This is a genomic window from Ruegeria sp. CDSC081, from assembly GCF_059610485.1.
The window spans coordinates 191742-207682 of sequence record NZ_JBXWNS010000004.1 but is presented as its reverse complement, the minus strand read 5'-3'; the positions used below and the strand labels follow the sequence as shown (position 1 = coordinate 207682).

The 15941-nt window shown below is 54.7% G+C and carries 18 protein-coding genes; 7 read left to right on the top strand and 11 right to left on the bottom strand.

From position 1 onward, the window contains the following. Positions 1-11: 11 nt before the first annotated feature. The 7 genes from mltG to fabD form a co-directional block, all read right to left on the bottom strand. A complete protein-coding gene (mltG, locus tag AC2FH9_RS08760; RefSeq protein WP_496691052.1) occupies positions 12-1172 on the bottom strand; it encodes an endolytic transglycosylase MltG in 1161 nt (386 codons plus the stop codon). Next, positions 1173-2438: a beta-ketoacyl-ACP synthase II gene (gene fabF, locus AC2FH9_RS08755; RefSeq protein ID WP_496695829.1), complete on the bottom strand. Its 1266-nt coding sequence runs from the start codon at positions 2436-2438 to the stop codon at positions 1173-1175. Between the two features lie 204 nt (positions 2439-2642). Next, positions 2643-3386, bottom strand: a complete 744-nt coding sequence (locus AC2FH9_RS08750) for a 1-(5-phosphoribosyl)-5-[(5-phosphoribosylamino)methylideneamino]imidazole-4-carboxamide isomerase (protein WP_496691050.1) — start codon at positions 3384-3386, stop codon at positions 2643-2645. Positions 3387-3506: 120 nt separating this feature from the next. Beyond that, positions 3507-4007, bottom strand: a complete 501-nt coding sequence (locus tag AC2FH9_RS08745; RefSeq protein WP_496691339.1) for a GNAT family N-acetyltransferase — start codon at positions 4005-4007, stop codon at positions 3507-3509. A gap of 177 nt (positions 4008-4184) precedes the next feature. Continuing rightward, complete coding sequence (locus AC2FH9_RS08740; RefSeq protein ID WP_005982462.1) at positions 4185-4418, bottom strand: acyl carrier protein; 234 nt, start codon at positions 4416-4418, stop codon at positions 4185-4187. Between the two features lie 209 nt (positions 4419-4627). After that, entirely contained in the window at positions 4628-5365 is a 738-nt protein-coding gene (gene fabG, locus AC2FH9_RS08735; RefSeq protein ID WP_496749528.1) for a 3-oxoacyl-[acyl-carrier-protein] reductase, read from the bottom strand. A gap of 27 nt (positions 5366-5392) precedes the next feature. After that, positions 5393-6331, bottom strand: coding sequence for an ACP S-malonyltransferase (gene fabD, locus AC2FH9_RS08730; protein ID WP_496705917.1), 939 nt, complete (start codon positions 6329-6331; stop codon positions 5393-5395). A 171-nt stretch (positions 6332-6502) separates the two neighbouring features. Between fabD and AC2FH9_RS08725 the strand changes: the two genes are divergently transcribed. After that, positions 6503-7729 carry a cytochrome b/b6 domain-containing protein gene (locus AC2FH9_RS08725; protein WP_496749527.1) on the top strand — a complete coding sequence of 409 codons (1227 nt, stop codon included), beginning with the start codon at positions 6503-6505 and terminating at the stop codon, positions 7727-7729. Positions 7730-7787: 58 nt separating this feature from the next. Here the strand turns inward: AC2FH9_RS08725 and AC2FH9_RS08720 are convergent, their stop codons facing one another. Further along, positions 7788-8360, bottom strand: coding sequence for a YceI family protein (locus AC2FH9_RS08720; protein WP_281971916.1), 573 nt, complete (start codon positions 8358-8360; stop codon positions 7788-7790). A 126-nt stretch (positions 8361-8486) separates the two neighbouring features. Then, a complete protein-coding gene (locus AC2FH9_RS08715) occupies positions 8487-9005 on the bottom strand; it encodes a hypothetical protein (RefSeq protein WP_496695836.1) in 519 nt (172 codons plus the stop codon). Between the two features lie 285 nt (positions 9006-9290). Here AC2FH9_RS08715 and rpsF point away from each other — a divergent pair, with 285 nt between their 5' ends. From rpsF to AC2FH9_RS08685, 6 genes are all read left to right on the top strand, one after another. Further along, positions 9291-9644, top strand: coding sequence for a 30S ribosomal protein S6 (rpsF, locus tag AC2FH9_RS08710; protein ID WP_142633142.1), 354 nt, complete (start codon positions 9291-9293; stop codon positions 9642-9644). 28 nt (positions 9645-9672) lie between these two features. Then, positions 9673-9900, top strand: a complete 228-nt coding sequence (gene rpsR / locus AC2FH9_RS08705) for a 30S ribosomal protein S18 (RefSeq protein ID WP_005608650.1) — start codon at positions 9673-9675, stop codon at positions 9898-9900. Between the two features lie 12 nt (positions 9901-9912). Then, complete coding sequence (rplI, locus tag AC2FH9_RS08700; protein WP_142633139.1) at positions 9913-10533, top strand: 50S ribosomal protein L9; 621 nt, start codon at positions 9913-9915, stop codon at positions 10531-10533. A gap of 152 nt (positions 10534-10685) precedes the next feature. Further along, positions 10686-11162, top strand: a complete 477-nt coding sequence (locus tag AC2FH9_RS08695) for a transglycosylase SLT domain-containing protein (RefSeq protein ID WP_281994455.1) — start codon at positions 10686-10688, stop codon at positions 11160-11162. A gap of 191 nt (positions 11163-11353) precedes the next feature. Continuing rightward, complete coding sequence (locus AC2FH9_RS08690; RefSeq protein WP_185956601.1) at positions 11354-12055, top strand: helix-turn-helix transcriptional regulator; 702 nt, start codon at positions 11354-11356, stop codon at positions 12053-12055. Positions 12056-12151: 96 nt separating this feature from the next. Next, entirely contained in the window at positions 12152-13009 is an 858-nt protein-coding gene (locus AC2FH9_RS08685) for an acyl-homoserine-lactone synthase (RefSeq protein WP_496871252.1), read from the top strand. A 98-nt stretch (positions 13010-13107) separates the two neighbouring features. Here the strand turns inward: AC2FH9_RS08685 and tig are convergent, their stop codons facing one another. Together tig and AC2FH9_RS08675 are read right to left on the bottom strand one after the other, a co-directional pair. Next, positions 13108-14439 carry a trigger factor gene (tig, locus tag AC2FH9_RS08680; protein ID WP_496871376.1) on the bottom strand — a complete coding sequence of 444 codons (1332 nt, stop codon included), beginning with the start codon at positions 14437-14439 and terminating at the stop codon, positions 13108-13110. Positions 14440-14622: 183 nt separating this feature from the next. Continuing rightward, positions 14623-15747: a porin gene (locus AC2FH9_RS08675; RefSeq protein WP_496871251.1), complete on the bottom strand. Its 1125-nt coding sequence runs from the start codon at positions 15745-15747 to the stop codon at positions 14623-14625. Between the last annotated feature and the right edge of the window lie 194 nt (positions 15748-15941).

The following is a 15941-nucleotide window of genomic DNA, read 5'->3' as shown; positions in this document are numbered from 1 at the left end:
CGGCGCCTTTTTTAGTTTCCGGTGCTTTGGCGCTCGGCCTCAATCTCACGCCATTTGGCGACGTTTCGATTGTGCTCATCCAGTGTCTCGGCAAAAGCATGTCCGCCGGTGCCATCTGCAACAAAGAAAACAAAATCAGTCGCTTCGGGCGAAACTGCGGCTTCAAGACTTGCAAGACCAGGATTTGCGATAGGTGTTGGCGGGAGCCCATCAATCACATAAGTGTTCCAAGGCGTTGCACGGCGCAGTTCGCTGCGGCGCAGGCCTCGGCCCAACGCGCCCTGCCCCTTGGTGACACCATAGATTACAGTCGGGTCCGTCTGCAGCTTCATGCCTCGCTCAAGCCGGTTTACAAATACGCTGGCAACCTGTCCACGCTCATGCGGAACACCAGTTTCCTTTTCGATGATTGACGCCAAAATCAGCATCTCTTCGGGGGTATTGATTGGCAAATCATCCTGCCGCCCTTCCCAGGCGGCGTTAATGCGCAGTTGCTGCTTATCCTGCATCGACTGCAGGATTGCCGCCCGATCGGCACCTCGCACAATGTCATAGCTGTCCGGTGCCAGCGCCCCTTCGGCCGGTATTTCAGGGATATCTCCCGTCAACGCGTCGATCTGCTTAAGACCCTCGACCACCTGCCAGGATGTAACACCTTCAGCAATCGAGACCCGGTACCGTGTGTCTGAGTCTTCGCGCTTTTGGGTATAAGCCGCGGGTATTTCTTCTTCCGCTACATCGAACGATGCGATTTCATCGAAGTCCAATGTTGCGGGGTTCAATTCGCGTACACGGGTTTGTATGCGGGTTACACCGATCCTGTACTCAATCTCGGATCCGCAGGTACTGGCCCCGCTCCGCGTAATCTCATCAATGATCTGCTCCATCGAAGCACCCTCGCGGACCAGAAAGCTGCCTGCCTTCAGCTGAGGTGCCTTGTCGGTATAATCCGCCGCCATACGGAATATCGTAGCGCTGCTGATCGCGCCCTGATCCTCCAGCTGTCGGCTGACCTGCGTCATGTTCGAGCCACGTTCGACCTGCAAACACATCGCAGCTTCCAGAGGGCCCGCATTCTTGTATCGCGCCTGCCCCCACAAAATCAGTCCACCGGCAAGAAACAGGCCGACCACCAGGATGGTCAGCATGTTGGAGGCCAAAGCGCGCCACATTTAGCTGGCCTTTCCGAAGATCACACTTGCATTGGTGCCGCCAAATCCAAACGAGTTTGACAATGCGACATCAATCTTGCGCTCACGCTTAGCATTCGGAGCCAGATCAATCTGCGTCTCGACCGCTGGGTTGTCCAAATTGATCGTCGGTGGCGCAACCTGATCGCGGATTGCGAGGATCGAGAAAATGGCTTCGATCGCGCCTGCAGCGCCCAACAGATGGCCCGTGGCCGATTTGGTCGAACTCATCGTTACATTCGCCGAATGCTCGCCCAGGAGACGCTCGACCGCACCCAATTCAATGGTATCGGCCATGGTCGATGTGCCATGCGCGTTAATATAGTCTAGGTCCTTCGGCTCCAGCCCCGCGCTGCGTAGCGCTGCGTTCATAGAACGCTCTGCGCCATCGCCGTCCTCACTGGGTGCGGTGATATGATAGGCATCACCGGACATGCCATAGCCCAGAACTTCGGCATAGATTTTCGCGCCACGCGCTTTTGCGTGCTCGTACTCTTCCAGAACAACGATGCCCGAACCTTCACCCATGACAAAACCGTCTCGGTCGACGTCATAGGGGCGGCTGGCTGCTTTGGGGTTATCCGCGTATTTGGTCGACAGCGCCTTGCAAGCGTTGAATCCAGCGATACCGATTTCGCAAATGCACCCTTCGCCACCACCGGCAACCATTACGTCAGCGTCACCGGCACGGATAATGCGGCTTGCGTCACCAATAGCGTGAGCACCGGTCGAACATGCAGTCACAACCGAATGGTTCGGGCCTTTGAATCCATGGCGGATCGACACCTGACCCGAGGCCAGGTTAATCAGCGCGCCTGGAATAAAGAATGGCGACACCCGTCGAGGGCCCTTGTCGCGGATCAGGTTAGCCGTTGCTGCAATGGAGCCCAGCCCACCGATACCTGAACCGATAAGAACGCCGGTGCGCAAGCGCGCCTCTTCATCCTCGGGCAGCCAGTCGGAATCCTTGCAGGCCATTTCTGCAGCTGCAATCGAGTACAGAATGAAGTCTTCGATCTTGCGCTGCTCTTTCGGCGGCATCCAGTCGTCAGGATTGAATGTCCCGTCGGTGCCGTCGCCTCGCGGAACTTCGCAGGCATACGTTGTGGTGACCCCACTTGCCTCAGCATCAAATTGCGTGATCGGGCCTGCACCGGATTCCCCATCCAGCAACCGCGACCATGTTTCCTCGACCCCGCTGGCCAATGGAGTGACCAACCCAAGACCGGTTACAACGACTCTGCGCATAAAATGCCTCTTGCCTGCTTCCTGTTTGAGAAACGCTCATACCCCGGGCCGGGGTGCGGGGGCAAGAGCAAGGCGCAATCATCACACAAGCAGATTGAGCGGAACACCTACAGTATACACTCTTGCAATGCGGCTCCTGGCCAGATGAAAGCCCGCCCTTTCACTGGACATGAAAGGGCGGAACCTGTTGTTTTGGAAGAAATCTTACTGAAACGCCGCAACCGGTTCGTGCGCTGTGCTGGCAACATTCAGCGCATCTGAAAGCTCGAGCGTCTTTCTGAACAGCGCGCGGCCAACCAAGGCGCCCGAAATATTCGGGATATAAGCCAACCGCGAGATATCATCTGTCGTGCGGACCACACCGCTTGCGATGATCGGTGTGCGAGATGTCTCTGCCAGCCCCGAGATCAGGCCCAGCTGTGCCTCAACGTCTTCCATGTCGCTATCGATATCAGTGACCAGAATTGCCGCAAATGGCGTCTCTGAAAACGCTTCGATAAAGGCCTCTGGTGTAAACGCACTTTGACTACGCCAACCGTCGGTCATCACTAAGCCTTGCCAAACGTCTACGGCCAGAACGATTTGGTCCGGATAAAGTTTGGCCAATTCTTTCACCAGATTTGGATCCCACGCAGCCATAGTGCCGATAACAATCCGGCCTGCGCCCTTGTCGATCCAGTGCTCGACTTGCTCGCGCGTTCTCATACCACCTGCCAACTGCACAGGAATTTCGGCAGAACGGATGATCTCTTCAACCATCTCCGAATTGGTATCGCGCCCTTCAATCGCGTCAAAATCGGTCAAGTGCATCCACTCGGCTCCAGCATCGGCCCAACTGCGTGCCGTTTCTGCGGGATTCACGTGCCAAATCATGGCCTCATCCAGACGACCCTTGTCCAGTGTGACACAGCGGCCGTTCTGCAGTTCCATCGTAGGGTAAATCCTCATGAGCTTGCTCCTCCGCTCAATCGCAACGTCAATAGAGGATACCATACCCTCAACTCTATCGGCGAGAATTTCCAGTTTCGGCAAACCAAAGGCAATTTGCGGCACGATCAAGGAGAAAGGTTAAGCCAGTTTGGGCGGCCCGTTTCTTTTCAGAAGGTTCACCTGACTTCCCATATAGTCGCGCTCGGCCATGAGCTCATAACCCAGCTTTGCCGCCAGATTCTGCGACGCGTGGTTTTCAGCATCAATCAGGGAAACCAGTGGTCCAGGCATTATTCTGTCAAACCAATCATGTGCGGCCTGTGCCGCTTCAAAACCAAATCCCTGCCCCTGGGCTTCTGGTGCCAATAGCCATCCGGCCTCGGGAAAGCTGTCGAAGTCGTCGCCTAACCCTCGGTTACGATAGAAAAAGCCAGCTTGACCTATCATCTGACGATTCGACTGTCGAAAGACGGCCCATTGGCCAAAACCGGCCATCTGCCAGTGGCCGGCATTCCTCAGAAAGGATTCCCACGCTTCGCCCCGCGATAGCGGTTCCCGGCCAAGATGGCGCACAACACAAGGGTTCCGCCAAATCTCAGCGTAACGACTAAAGTCGTCGGGACGCATAGCGCAAAGCATCAGACGTGCCGTATTTATCATCGGGGTGGATCGTAGCATGCCCTGCCCGCTCAGAATTTCCTGCCTCGCGTAAATGGTTGCGGGTCAATAGCTATCTGGCAAGCGCGAATTCCGGCTGGGCAAAAAAAACGGCGCCTCCGTTGCCCGGAAGCGCCGTTTTAGCGGATAAAGAAGGTCTTAAGACGCTTCAGAGATGAATTTGACGGCGTCGCCAAAAGTTTGGATGGTTTCGGCTGCGTCATCAGGAATCTCGATGCCGAACTCTTCTTCGAAGGCCATAACCAGCTCAACAGTGTCCAGGCTGTCTGCACCCAGATCGTCGATGAAGGACGCGTTTTCGGTCACTTTATCTTCTTCAACACCCAAGTGCTCAACAACGATCTTTTTAACGCGATCTGCGACGTCGCTCATGTCTATTCCTCATTTCATTTCAGGGCATAGTGCCCGGTTCTGCCCTTGCCCGCTCAGGCTGGCCTTGATGTGCCCGTTCTGGGCGGTTTAGGTCCCCGATTACCGGGTAAGTAGAAGGTTGACCATCCGGCCAGCCCCTGCATATGTGCGCCGCCTATAACACAGACAACGCCCGAGGCAAACGCTTTCGCGCCCACCTCGATCCGCGCTCACAACATGGCCATACCGCCGTTCACATGCAAGGTGGTTCCGGTAACATATCCGGCTTCGGCACTTGCAAGATACAGCACAGCCGCAGCAATTTCCGAGGGGTCACCCATACGACCGGCAGGAACCTGCGTCAAAATCCCAGATTTCTGATCCTCGGTCAGTTTGTCGGTCATCGCAGTCGTAATGAAACCGGGTGCCACCGCATTGGCGGTGATTCCACGGCTGGCAACCTCATAGGCCAACGATTTGGTCATGCCCACCATGCCTGCTTTGGATGCAGCATAGTTGGCCTGACCCGGGTTCCCTGTCGCACCCACCACCGATGAGATATTAATGATCCGGCCCCAGCGCGCTTTCATCATGCCCCTCAAAACACCTTTGCACAGCCGGGCAGTAGATGTCAGGTTGACGTCGATCACGCTCTGCCATTCTTCATCGGACATACGCATGAACAGATTGTCTCGCGTGATCCCGGCATTATTCACCAGGATATCAACCGATCCCATTGCCTCAGCAGCCTGCTTCGGAAGGGCTTTCACCGCCTCGGCATCACTCAGGTTGCAGGGCAGAACATGGGCGCGTTCACCCAATTCGTCGGCCAGAGCCTGTAGCGGCTCAACTCGCGTTCCAGACAAAGCCACAGTTGCGCCGGCTGCATGCAAACTTCGCGCAATTTCTCCACCGATCCCGCCCGATGCACCGGTGATCAGTGCGTTCTTACCTGTCAAATCAAACATTCGGTTTTCCTCTTGATGCTCGGTGTCTCACGATTCGGCCTGTGTCACATTCTGCACGTCATCAGGCGTACCGACAGCTTTACCAACGATCGCACGGTCAATTTTGCGAATCATACCGGACAGAGCTTTGCCCGCCCCGATTTCCCAAGTTTCACTCACGCCTTGCGCAACCATGTACAGTACGCTTTCGCGCCAGCGAACCGAACCTGTGACCTGCTCGATCAGCAACCCACGGATCAGATCGGGATCTGTGACAGCCTCGGCCCGCACATTGGCAACCAATGGCACGGCAGGAGCTTTGATTTCGACATTTGCCAGGGCTTCGGCCATGACATCAGCGGCAGGTTGCATCAATGCACAGTGGAAAGGTGCGCTGACGGGCAACATGACCGCGCGCTTGGCGCCTTTTTCTTTGGCGATTTCTGCGGCGCGTTCCACAGCAGCCTTTGCGCCTGATACCACGACTTGTGTGGGATCATTGTCATTGGCAGCCTGACAAACTTGACCCTGCGCAGCTTGGTCTGCAACAGTGCGCACAGCATCAAGATCCAATCCAAGAATAGCGGCCATTGCGCCCTCTCCAACGGGAACCGCACTCTGCATCGCTTGCCCGCGGGTGCGCAAAAGGCGTGCCGTATCAGCGACCGACAATGCCCCTGCCGCAGCGAGCGCGGAGTACTCCCCCAGCGAATGCCCAGCGACAAAACCAGCATCCGCAATCGAAATCCCATTGGCCTCCAGGGCTCGCATCGCAGCCATCGAGGTCGCCATTAGCGCTGGCTGCGCGTTCTGGGTTAGGGTCAGGTCCGCAATATCACCTTCCCAGATCAGATCGCTCAGCTTTTCCCCAAGCGCCTCGTCCACCTCGTCGAATACAGCCTGTGCAGCCGGATAGGCCTCGGCCAGAGCCTTGCCCATACCGATAGTCTGGGCACCTTGCCCCGGGAAAACAAATGCGCGTGTCATTGCAACCTCTTGGATGACGTTAGGTTGCCGCGGGGTGTAAACCGACAGACCGCGCGGCACAAGCTTTGCCTGATCTCTGCACTTTGGCACCGGCTCTGTGCATCCCTTGCTATTGTGTCCTAGGCTTGTAGCGGTAGGTTGTTGCATACGATCCACCTTCCGGAGCCTCAGATGCCTTCGTCAAACACCTTCTCAAGCTATGGAAGCGTAACCAAGACTTTTCACTGGCTGACAGCGTTACTTATCTTCACCGCATTCCCTCTGGGGTGGGTCGCCAACGGATTGGCCCATGCGATTTATGATCCGGCCATAGCCACAACCGAAGATGACATTGCACGCGCCGCCAGCCTTTTTTCTCTCCATAAAACCGTCGGGGTCACTGTTTTCTTTGTCGCGCTCGCGCGTATCATGTGGGCGATAGCGCAAACCAAACCCGGTCTATTGAACGCCGAGAACAAGCCCGAGGCCTTTGCAGCTGAAACCGTGCATTGGCTGCTTTACGCATCTTTGGTTCTGGCCCCACTAACCGGGTGGACCCATCACGCTGCCGCCGAAGGTTTCGCTCCGATTTTGTGGCCCTTCGGGCAGGGCCTACCCCTTGTACCAAAATCCGAGTATCTGGCAGAGCTGACCGGAAGCCTGCATTGGCTGTTCGTCTGGACACTGGCCGGTTCAGTCGCGCTGCACGTCGCCGGGGCGCTAAAACACCACATTATCGATAAAGACAGCACGCTGCGCCGAATGATGCCGGGCGCCTCGGATGCACCGGAACCGCCAGAGCAAAGCCATTCAATGACCCCCGCATTGGCCTCTTTGGCCATTTGGGGTGCCGTTCTGGTCGGAGGATGGTCAATCGGCGCGTTTGACCACCAATCTACAGCTGGCACAGAGGTCGCAGAACTGACCCAGGTACAGTCCGACTGGAACGTCCAGGAAGGCAATCTAAGCATTACCATCACCCAGCTGGGCAGCCCGGTAACCGGCAGCTTTTCCGATTGGACCGCTGCAATCGCTTTCGAAGATCCGCCCATGCCGGGCCTAGCAGGATCAGCAGATGTCACAATCGCGATAACATCGCTCAAGCTCGGGACAGTCACAGATCAGGCAATGGGTGTTGATTTCTTCGACAGTGCGCAATTTCCAACCGCTCAATTCAAAGCTGATCTCTTCAAAACTGAGGACGGGTACGAAGCGCGCGGCGCGTTGACCATTCGCGACAAGAGTGTGGACGTAGTGTTGCCATTTACCCTCGACCTTCAGGGTGACAGCGCAGCTATTTCAGGACAGCTTGAACTGAACCGGCTGGATTTCGACATCGGCACTTCGCAGTCGACCGAGGATTCGCTGGGTTTTGTTGTTACAGTATCAGTTGATCTTACAGCAAAACGTGGCAACTAAGAAAATGGGCCGCCGAAGGGTTACTCCGGCGGCCTCGTTTCAACTCGTTGTAATGGTATTAGTCGGCCTTCTGGGCTTCGACTGAAATCTGAAGCTCAACTTCGTCGCTTACGAATGGCGCAAACTGACCAAGGTCGAACTCACTACGCACTAAGGTGGTGGTTGCGTCGAAACCGGCCCAGGGCTTTCCTGCCATAGGATGTTCACCCACCTGGTTCAGCTTGGCATCAAGAACAACCGATTTGGTCACGCCGTTCATAGTCAGATCGCCAGTGATGTTGGCAGTGTTTTCGCCCGTGACTTCGATACCAGTAGAGGTAAAGGTCACCATTTCTCCTTCGGTCACACCAAAGAAATCCTCGGACATAAAGTGGTCTTCACGTGGCTTCCAACCGGTAATCATCTCGACCACTGGCATGGATACTGTAACACTGGATGCAGCCGGGTTTTCCTGATCGAACATGATCTCGCCTTCAAACCCCGAGAACATGCCATGGGTGGTCGAGAAGCCAAGGTGGTTATAGCTGAAAAGAACTTGGCTGTGGCTGGAGTCCAGAACGTATTTTTCGGCGCCGGCAAATGCCGTTGTGGCCGAAACCGCGAGCGCTGCTGCAAGAAGGGTGGATTTCATGATAATCTCCGCAATTTTGTAGATGCAAACCTCTTGGGTTGCTCGACAACGAAAATGTGCTGCCCTAGGGCAGCACACAAGTAATATTATTTCACAATATCTGTTCTTAATTGAACAGAATAAAACTCAGGCGAAAATTGTTACACTTCCGCTAAGTTGACCTTTGAGCGCTCGGCTGACATCCGCCGATTCAAGCGGCAATTTCATCAACAAGCTGCCGTCCACATCGAACAACTCGATCTGGTCTTCAATGAAACGGGCACCACCCAGGCTGTCATAGCTCCGGCGCAAAACTGTCTGCGGGCGGCCATTTTCATTCTTTTGCAATACCCGGACCTCGCGGCGGATCGGGTCAAAATACGCATCAGGACGCGCGTCCAGAACTTCGATGGTCAGAAGGCTGACACCTACCAGAAGGAACATCAGCGAGGCCGCCAATTTGATCGGCCAGACTTCGGTGGCCATTGCCGTGCTGGGCATCAACCACATGGAAAAGGCAGAAACTATCAGTAGCGCACCGGCCAGACGGGCCAGAACCATCCGAGCTTTCCAATTTGGTGCAAAGCTAATGAGCACCGGCACTGACTTTTCAAAACTTACGCCTGTGGCGGATTTCTCGAAGGTATTTGTGTTAATCGCGGTCATTTTCAGTACCCTGTTTCTCAGGTTGCCGTTCCAACTTTTGTCAGTCCGGTTAATTTCCGGTATACAAAACAACTTTGAGCCGAAAAGCGTCAGGAATTGGGCAGCGCAGAGGAAATAGCGCGACTTCACAAAGGCATCTGTGGCAGGCCTTGCCCCCAGCGTACAAACGTGTATATCGGGCCATCCTTCGCAAACGACATGAATCGCGCAGCCTCTCGTGGCAGGGTCGCGAAGGACGAAACGGCCCCGCCTATGAAATGCGCCTTGATAGAAACAGGAGTGCACATGCCACTATATGAGCATGTAATGATCGCGCGTCAGGATTTGTCCAACGCGCAGGCAGAAAGCCTCGTCGAACATTTCGGCACCGTTCTGGCTGACAATGGCGGCAACGTCATCGACAGCGAGTACTGGGGCGTCAAGACGATGGCCTACAAGATCAACAAGAACCGCAAGGGTCACTATTCCTTCCTCAAGACCGACGCTCCCGCTGGCGCCGTTCAGGAAATGGAACGCCTGATGCGCCTGCACGACGACGTTATGCGCGTTCTGACCATCAAGGTCGACGAGCACAACGAGGGCCCTTCGGTCCAGATGCAGAAGCGCGACGAGCGCGAAGGCCGCCGCGAGCGCCGTTGATTAACGCCTGAAGAAAGGACACTAAACCATGGCCGCAAAACCATTTTTCCGCCGCCGCAAGGTCTGCCCGTTCTCGGGTGAGAACGCGCCGAAGATCGACTATAAAGACACTCGTCTGCTGCAGCGTTACATCTCTGAGCGTGGCAAGATTGTACCTTCGCGCATCACCGCCGTTTCGGCGAAAAAGCAGCGTGAACTGGCCCGTGCTATCAAGCGCGCCCGCTTCCTCGCCCTGCTGCCCTACGCCGTTAAGTAAGGAGATACTGACATGCAAGTTATCCTGCTGGAACGCGTTGCGAAACTGGGTCAGATGGGCGACGTCGTTGACGTCAAGTCCGGTTATGCCCGCAACTTCCTGTTGCCTCAGGGCAAAGCGCTGAGCGCATCGGACGCCAACATCGCGTCGTTCGAAGCCCAGAAAGCGCAGCTTGAAGCCCGCAACCTGGAATCCAAGAAAGAATCTGAAGCGCTGGCTGAAAAGCTGGACGGACAGCAATTCATCGTGATTCGCTCGGCCTCGGATGCCGGCGCACTGTACGGATCGGTCACCCCGCGTGACGCCGCAGACGCCGCTACCGAAGCAGGTTTCACCGTCGACAAGAAGCAGATTGCCTTGATCGCACCGATCAAGGACCTGGGTCTGCACACAGTCGCAGTTAAACTGCACCCCGAGGTTGAAGTGAAAATCGAAATGAACGTTGCCCGTTCGCAAGAAGAAGCCGAACTACAGGCATCGGGCAAATCGATTCAGGAACTGGCCGCCGAAGAAGAAGCCGCCGCAGAATTCGAAATCGCCGAGCTGTTCGACGATATCGGTTCCGCCGCTTCCGACGACGACGATCTGGTTGCTCAGGATGCTTCGGCCGAAGAAGACGAAGCCAAAGCCTGATCCTCGGGTTTCGAATTGAACAAGAAAGGCCGCACGATCTGTGCGGCCTTTTTTATGCCTCCGCCCGGCGAAATCCAGCTTGGGCCCCGGCCTTTGCTTGCGGTCATCAATAGGTTTCCTATCATCGCATAATAACTATTCGGAGACGATCAATGACATTTCTTCTGCGCCGCAGTGTATTGGCATTATTGATAATTGCACCCTTTGCGGCGTGCGGAGGGCCCGATACCCCAACCCAGAACACGTTTGATCCTCCGCTCTATCCCAACGAAACACCGGAACTGCGGGCCTCCATAAACAAATGGGCCGACCACTACGAAGTGCCGCGCGAACTGGTGCACAAGCTAGCAATTCGCGAAAGCACTCACCGACCTTGGGCTGTGAATCGGCCCTATTATGGCTTGCTGCAAATCCTGCCGGCCACAGCTCGTTCAATGGGGTATACTGGAAACGCCAAAGGCCTTTTGGATGCAGACACAAATCTCGAATTTGCCGGGAAATATCTGCGGGGCGCTTGGCTATTGTCCGACGGGGACCAGCAACGCGCCATATTCCTTTACGCAAAAGGGTTCTATCCCGAAGCAAAGGCACGTGGGATGCTGGTCGAAACAGGGCTACGTCCGGAATAACCGGATTTACCCCGAAACGAATCATCTGAGACTTGCTGTTTCGGACCATTCTGTTGCCATTACATCGCAATATGACTACACAAGGCGAACAATTTGCTTGCACAATGCCCTGTGGTTGACGCAACGTATACCCCTAAGGACAAGTCTGGCATGTCTTGGGGGAGAGATATGCCGCCACAAGGGTTGGACAGGTGAAACTTATAGATTTGGCCGCGGTCGACCACACAGAGAAGTCGGCCGCTGACGTTATAAACGCCGTCTGCGAAGAGCTTGGCTTCGACTATGCGTCTTATGCCACCTTTAACCCTGTCAAAGGTGATGTGCAGGGCTATGCAAACTATCCAGATGAGTGGAAAATCCACTATGGCAGCCAGGGCTTTCATCACTTCGATCCGACGCTTTATCAATCTGTCCTAAGCATTGCACCCGTTGATTGGGGACGCTTTGATCAGGACGAGAAGTTCAACGCGGTATTTCGTGACGCCCATGATTTTGGCATTAGTTCCAGAGGGTTAACAGTTCCTGTTCGAGGACCTTATGGTGAATGCGGACTGTTAAACGTTACCCGGGACTGTTCGGATTCCGAATGGGATAAGCTAAAGAAACATGTCATGGGTGATCTGCAACTTGCTGCCGTTCAAGCCCACGATACTGTTATGCAATCCGGCTTGCTGGCCAAAGCTCTTTACCTGCCCACGCTGTCCACACGCGAACAGGAAATCCTCCAATGGGTAGCTGACGGAAAGTCGCAACAAGATATCGGTGATATTTTGTCTATTTCACACCGTACCGTCGAAGTTCATATGCGGTCCGGGCGTGAAAAGTTGGGCGCGCTGACCACCTCACAGGCTATTGGTCGTGCGATCGGCCTGGGCCTAATTGCCCCTGGTTAATCAAAAAAAAGCACTTCTACGGGAAATCCCTAATAGTCTGCGCTTATTTCTTGGTTAACCTAAACCCTACGGTAACCAGACTGTAGGGGGATGGAAATGATCATCGTTATTGATGGTATTAATCAACATAAGTTCAAAGATGTCTTGGATGACATGTTCAAACTGCGCGCTCGTGTTTTCGGCGATCGCCTTGGTTGGGAGGTCAATATTGAGGATGGGCGCGAGCGCGACCACTTCGATGATCTGCATCCAGCACATGTAGTCAGCATCGACGACGAGGGGGACGTTGTCGGGTGCATGAGACTACTGCAAACCAAAGGACCGCATATGCTGTCCGATGTTTTCCATTCGATCCTGGATGGAGAACCTCCAATTCGGAGCGCGCAAGTCTGGGAAGCCACCCGGTTCTGTGTCGATACTAAAAAACTGGGCCGAGGACGCGGTGAAAACTCTGTATCCTATGTGACCAGCGAAGTTATGATTGGCTCTTTCGAATATGCCAAAGCGGCTGGCGTTCTTGACTCGATCGCGGTGATTGATCCAGTTATGAACCGCGTTCTGCAAAGGTCCGGTAACGCGCCTTATGACTACCTCGGTAGCGCTAAGCCCATGGGTAAAGTCGTCGCCATGGCCGCTTTGATGGACTGCTCAGATGAGAGAATTTCCGGAATTCGGGAATATGCGAACATCGCTCACGATGTATTCCTGACGGACGAGAAGGCAATAGATCTGTATACCAGAAACAAAACACCGGCAGATACAGGTGTGGCGAATTACGACCACCAACCACTAAGCCAGATGGAAAAATACTTTGTCGAACAGATGAATTCGGCAACCACAAAAGCCGAAGTCGAAGCTGTATTGAACCTGATCGAAGCAGTTTCGGATCGGTTCACCCCAGAGCAGAAAACTGCTCTGCTAAGGACCCCCCGTGCTTTTGCTCATGAGGCCTGACCCCCTCACCTCATAAGCATAAAGCCACCCACACGGAGCCGTCTTTTTCAGACGGCTCCGTTTTTTGTGCCCATAAGAATTCTATGGGCAGAAGAGGATTACTCCTCTTCCAATGCCTCTACGGCTTTCTGCAGGTCGTCTTTGCTGACTTCTTTATCCGCAACCTGGGCCAGCTCGACGATATAGTCGATGACTTTGTCTTCGAAGATCGGCGCGCGCAGTTGCTGCTGCATCTGAGCGTTCTGCTGCACGAACTCAAAGAACTGGCGTTCCTGACCAGGGTATTGGCGCGCCTGGTTCATGATCGCTTGGGTCATCTCGGCATCGGTGACTTCAACTTCGGCCTTCTGGCCCAGCTCGGCCAGCAACAGGCCAAGACGCACGCGGCGTTCGGCCAGCTTGTTGTGCTCGTCAGTCGGCTCGATCTCATCGTGGTCGTGGCCTTCCACTTCCGGGTTTTCTTCGTGCCACAGCTGGTGTGCAATCTGCTTGGCCTCGGCCTCTACCAGCGACGGTGGCAGATCAAACGAAACCTTCACGTCCAATGCGTCCAACAGAGCACGCTTCATAACCGCCCGCGAAGCACCGCTATATTCCGCTTCCAGACGTTCTGAAATCTGGCCTTTCAGCGCTTCCAGGTCTTCTGCACCAAATTTGGTGGCCAGCTCGTCGTTGATCTCGGCGGCGACGGGTTCTTTCACATCCTTGACGGTGCAGGTAAACACAGCGTCTTTGCCGGCCAGATGCTCGGCACCGTACTCTTCGGGGAAGGTGACGTTTACGTCTTTTTCTTCCTCGGCCTTTACGCCAACCAGCTGCTCTTCGAAACCGGGGATGAAGCTGTTGGAACCCAGAACCAGCGGATAGTCTTCAGCGGATCCGCCCTCGAACTCTTCGCCATCAACCTTGCCGACAAAATCGAACACAATCTGGTCGCCGTCCTTGGCTTTCGAGCCTTTGCGGCGAGATTTGAAATCCTGCGCGGTTTCGGCCAGGTTGCCCAGCGCTTCTTCAACGGCCGCGTCATCGGCTTTGACAACCAGCTTTTCCAATTCAACCGATTTCAAGTCGACCTCAGGGATGGCAGGCAGGGCCTCATAAGACATCTCGACATGTACGTCGTCGCCTTCTTTCCAATCCTCATTGGTCATCTTCACCTGAGGCTGAAGTGCCGGACGCTCACCGCTGTCTTCGAAATGCTGGTTCATTGCACCGTCGATGCTTTCTTGCATCGCCTCGCCAAGCAGACGCTGACCGAACTGCTTTTTCAACAGTGCCATCGGTACCTTGCCTTTGCGGAAGCCCTTCATCTCGACTTCAGGCTGTGCTTCGACCAGTTTCTCGTTAACTTTGTCGTCCAGCTCAGCTGCGGATACGACAATGTTATAGCCGCGTTTCAGACCTTCGTTCAGCGTCTCGGTAACCTGCATTATGGTAGTCCCCATAGGATTCGGGGCGCGCAAAACGGCGCGCCGGGCAAATTTGAGGCCTTCTATTTGCCCAGCCGCCCGCGTGCAAGGGGCAAAGCCCGGATCAGCCTTGTTTTGCCGCCGATTTGACCAAAAAAACGCCCCGGACCTGGCCGGAGCGTTCTTGAGGAATTGTTCGCGGGATCAGAACTTCCAGCGCGCACCCAGCACCCAGGCCTCGTTGTCATCGAAACTCGTGGTGTCATCGAAATCATGGTTACGGTATTTCAAATAGGCATCGGTATTGATACTGTCGATGCGCTGTACGACAGCGATACCCCAGGCCTTAGTACTCGAGCCGTCGATCGAGAAATCAGATCCGTCGAAATAGTCGATGCCGATACCAGTCTTACCCCATGACACCCAATCGTCTTCATACGCAAGCTTCGCATACCAGTAATTCGGGTCACTGGCACCGCTGGAAGTGTCATCTCTTGAACCCAAAGCTGCGGTTACGCTGAAACCACTGGGCAGCAGAACCGAGGCGGACCCGATTGTGTCTTTTCTCTCCCCGGATCCGCTATCGTAATCGCGCACGGCGTAGGCGAGGGATGCAGCAATCTCCACCCCGTTGGATATGGTATTTCCATAGGACACCGACACATCGTAGTAATCATCGTCATCGCTGCTGGACAGGATGTTCTGACCATAGGCTATCGCTGCCGAAAACCCGTTGAAATCTGGCGTGTCATAGCGAATGCGCCCGCGCCTTGAACCATCGAAGTTATCAGATGTGTCACCAACGGTAATGCCGCTTAGCATTCCATCAGACTCACGATAAAAGAAGGCGCCATTCTCATCATTGGTGAACGAATAGAGCGCCGTGCCAACATAGGATAGATCGGATTCGGCCGCTCCATCCGAGGCCATGCTGCCCTGCCCGGCAGAAAACTTACCATAGCCGCCCTTCAACGCAAAATCGACGTGCCGAATATCTTCACGGTTCCAACCATCGGCATTTGTCCCATCCTGGTTGGCGCTCCCCGTGCTCGGCAGGCCCAGACCGGATTCGAAACGGAAGGTAAACTCATTGCTACCGTAGGGTTGCATCAAAAACAGCCCTACCCGGCTGTTGGACAGATCATTGTCCAGCAAACGGGTTTCCGTCTCATCCCCGTCGTCAACTGAGACAATTACGGGGTTAAACTGGCCATACAGCTCAACATAACCGCCGCTGTTGTTGTTATATCTAAGCTCCGCCGCTGCTGGGATGGCCGATGCAGCGGTCAGACAAGTCGCAATCGTGCTTATCGATACTTTCTGGGTCATAGTCATTCACCATAATGGATCCATTTACGGGCACTGCTCGCTTGTGCGCGATTTCTCTATGATCCCCTGTCTCGGGCCCATTCAGCTCGCGCATCTTGTGCGAATATAACCGCAGCTGAAGGGTGTTAATTTGATCTACTTCAAAACGATAGAATATATGTCATCCAAGTCACCCAGACCGCTTGCCGCAATAC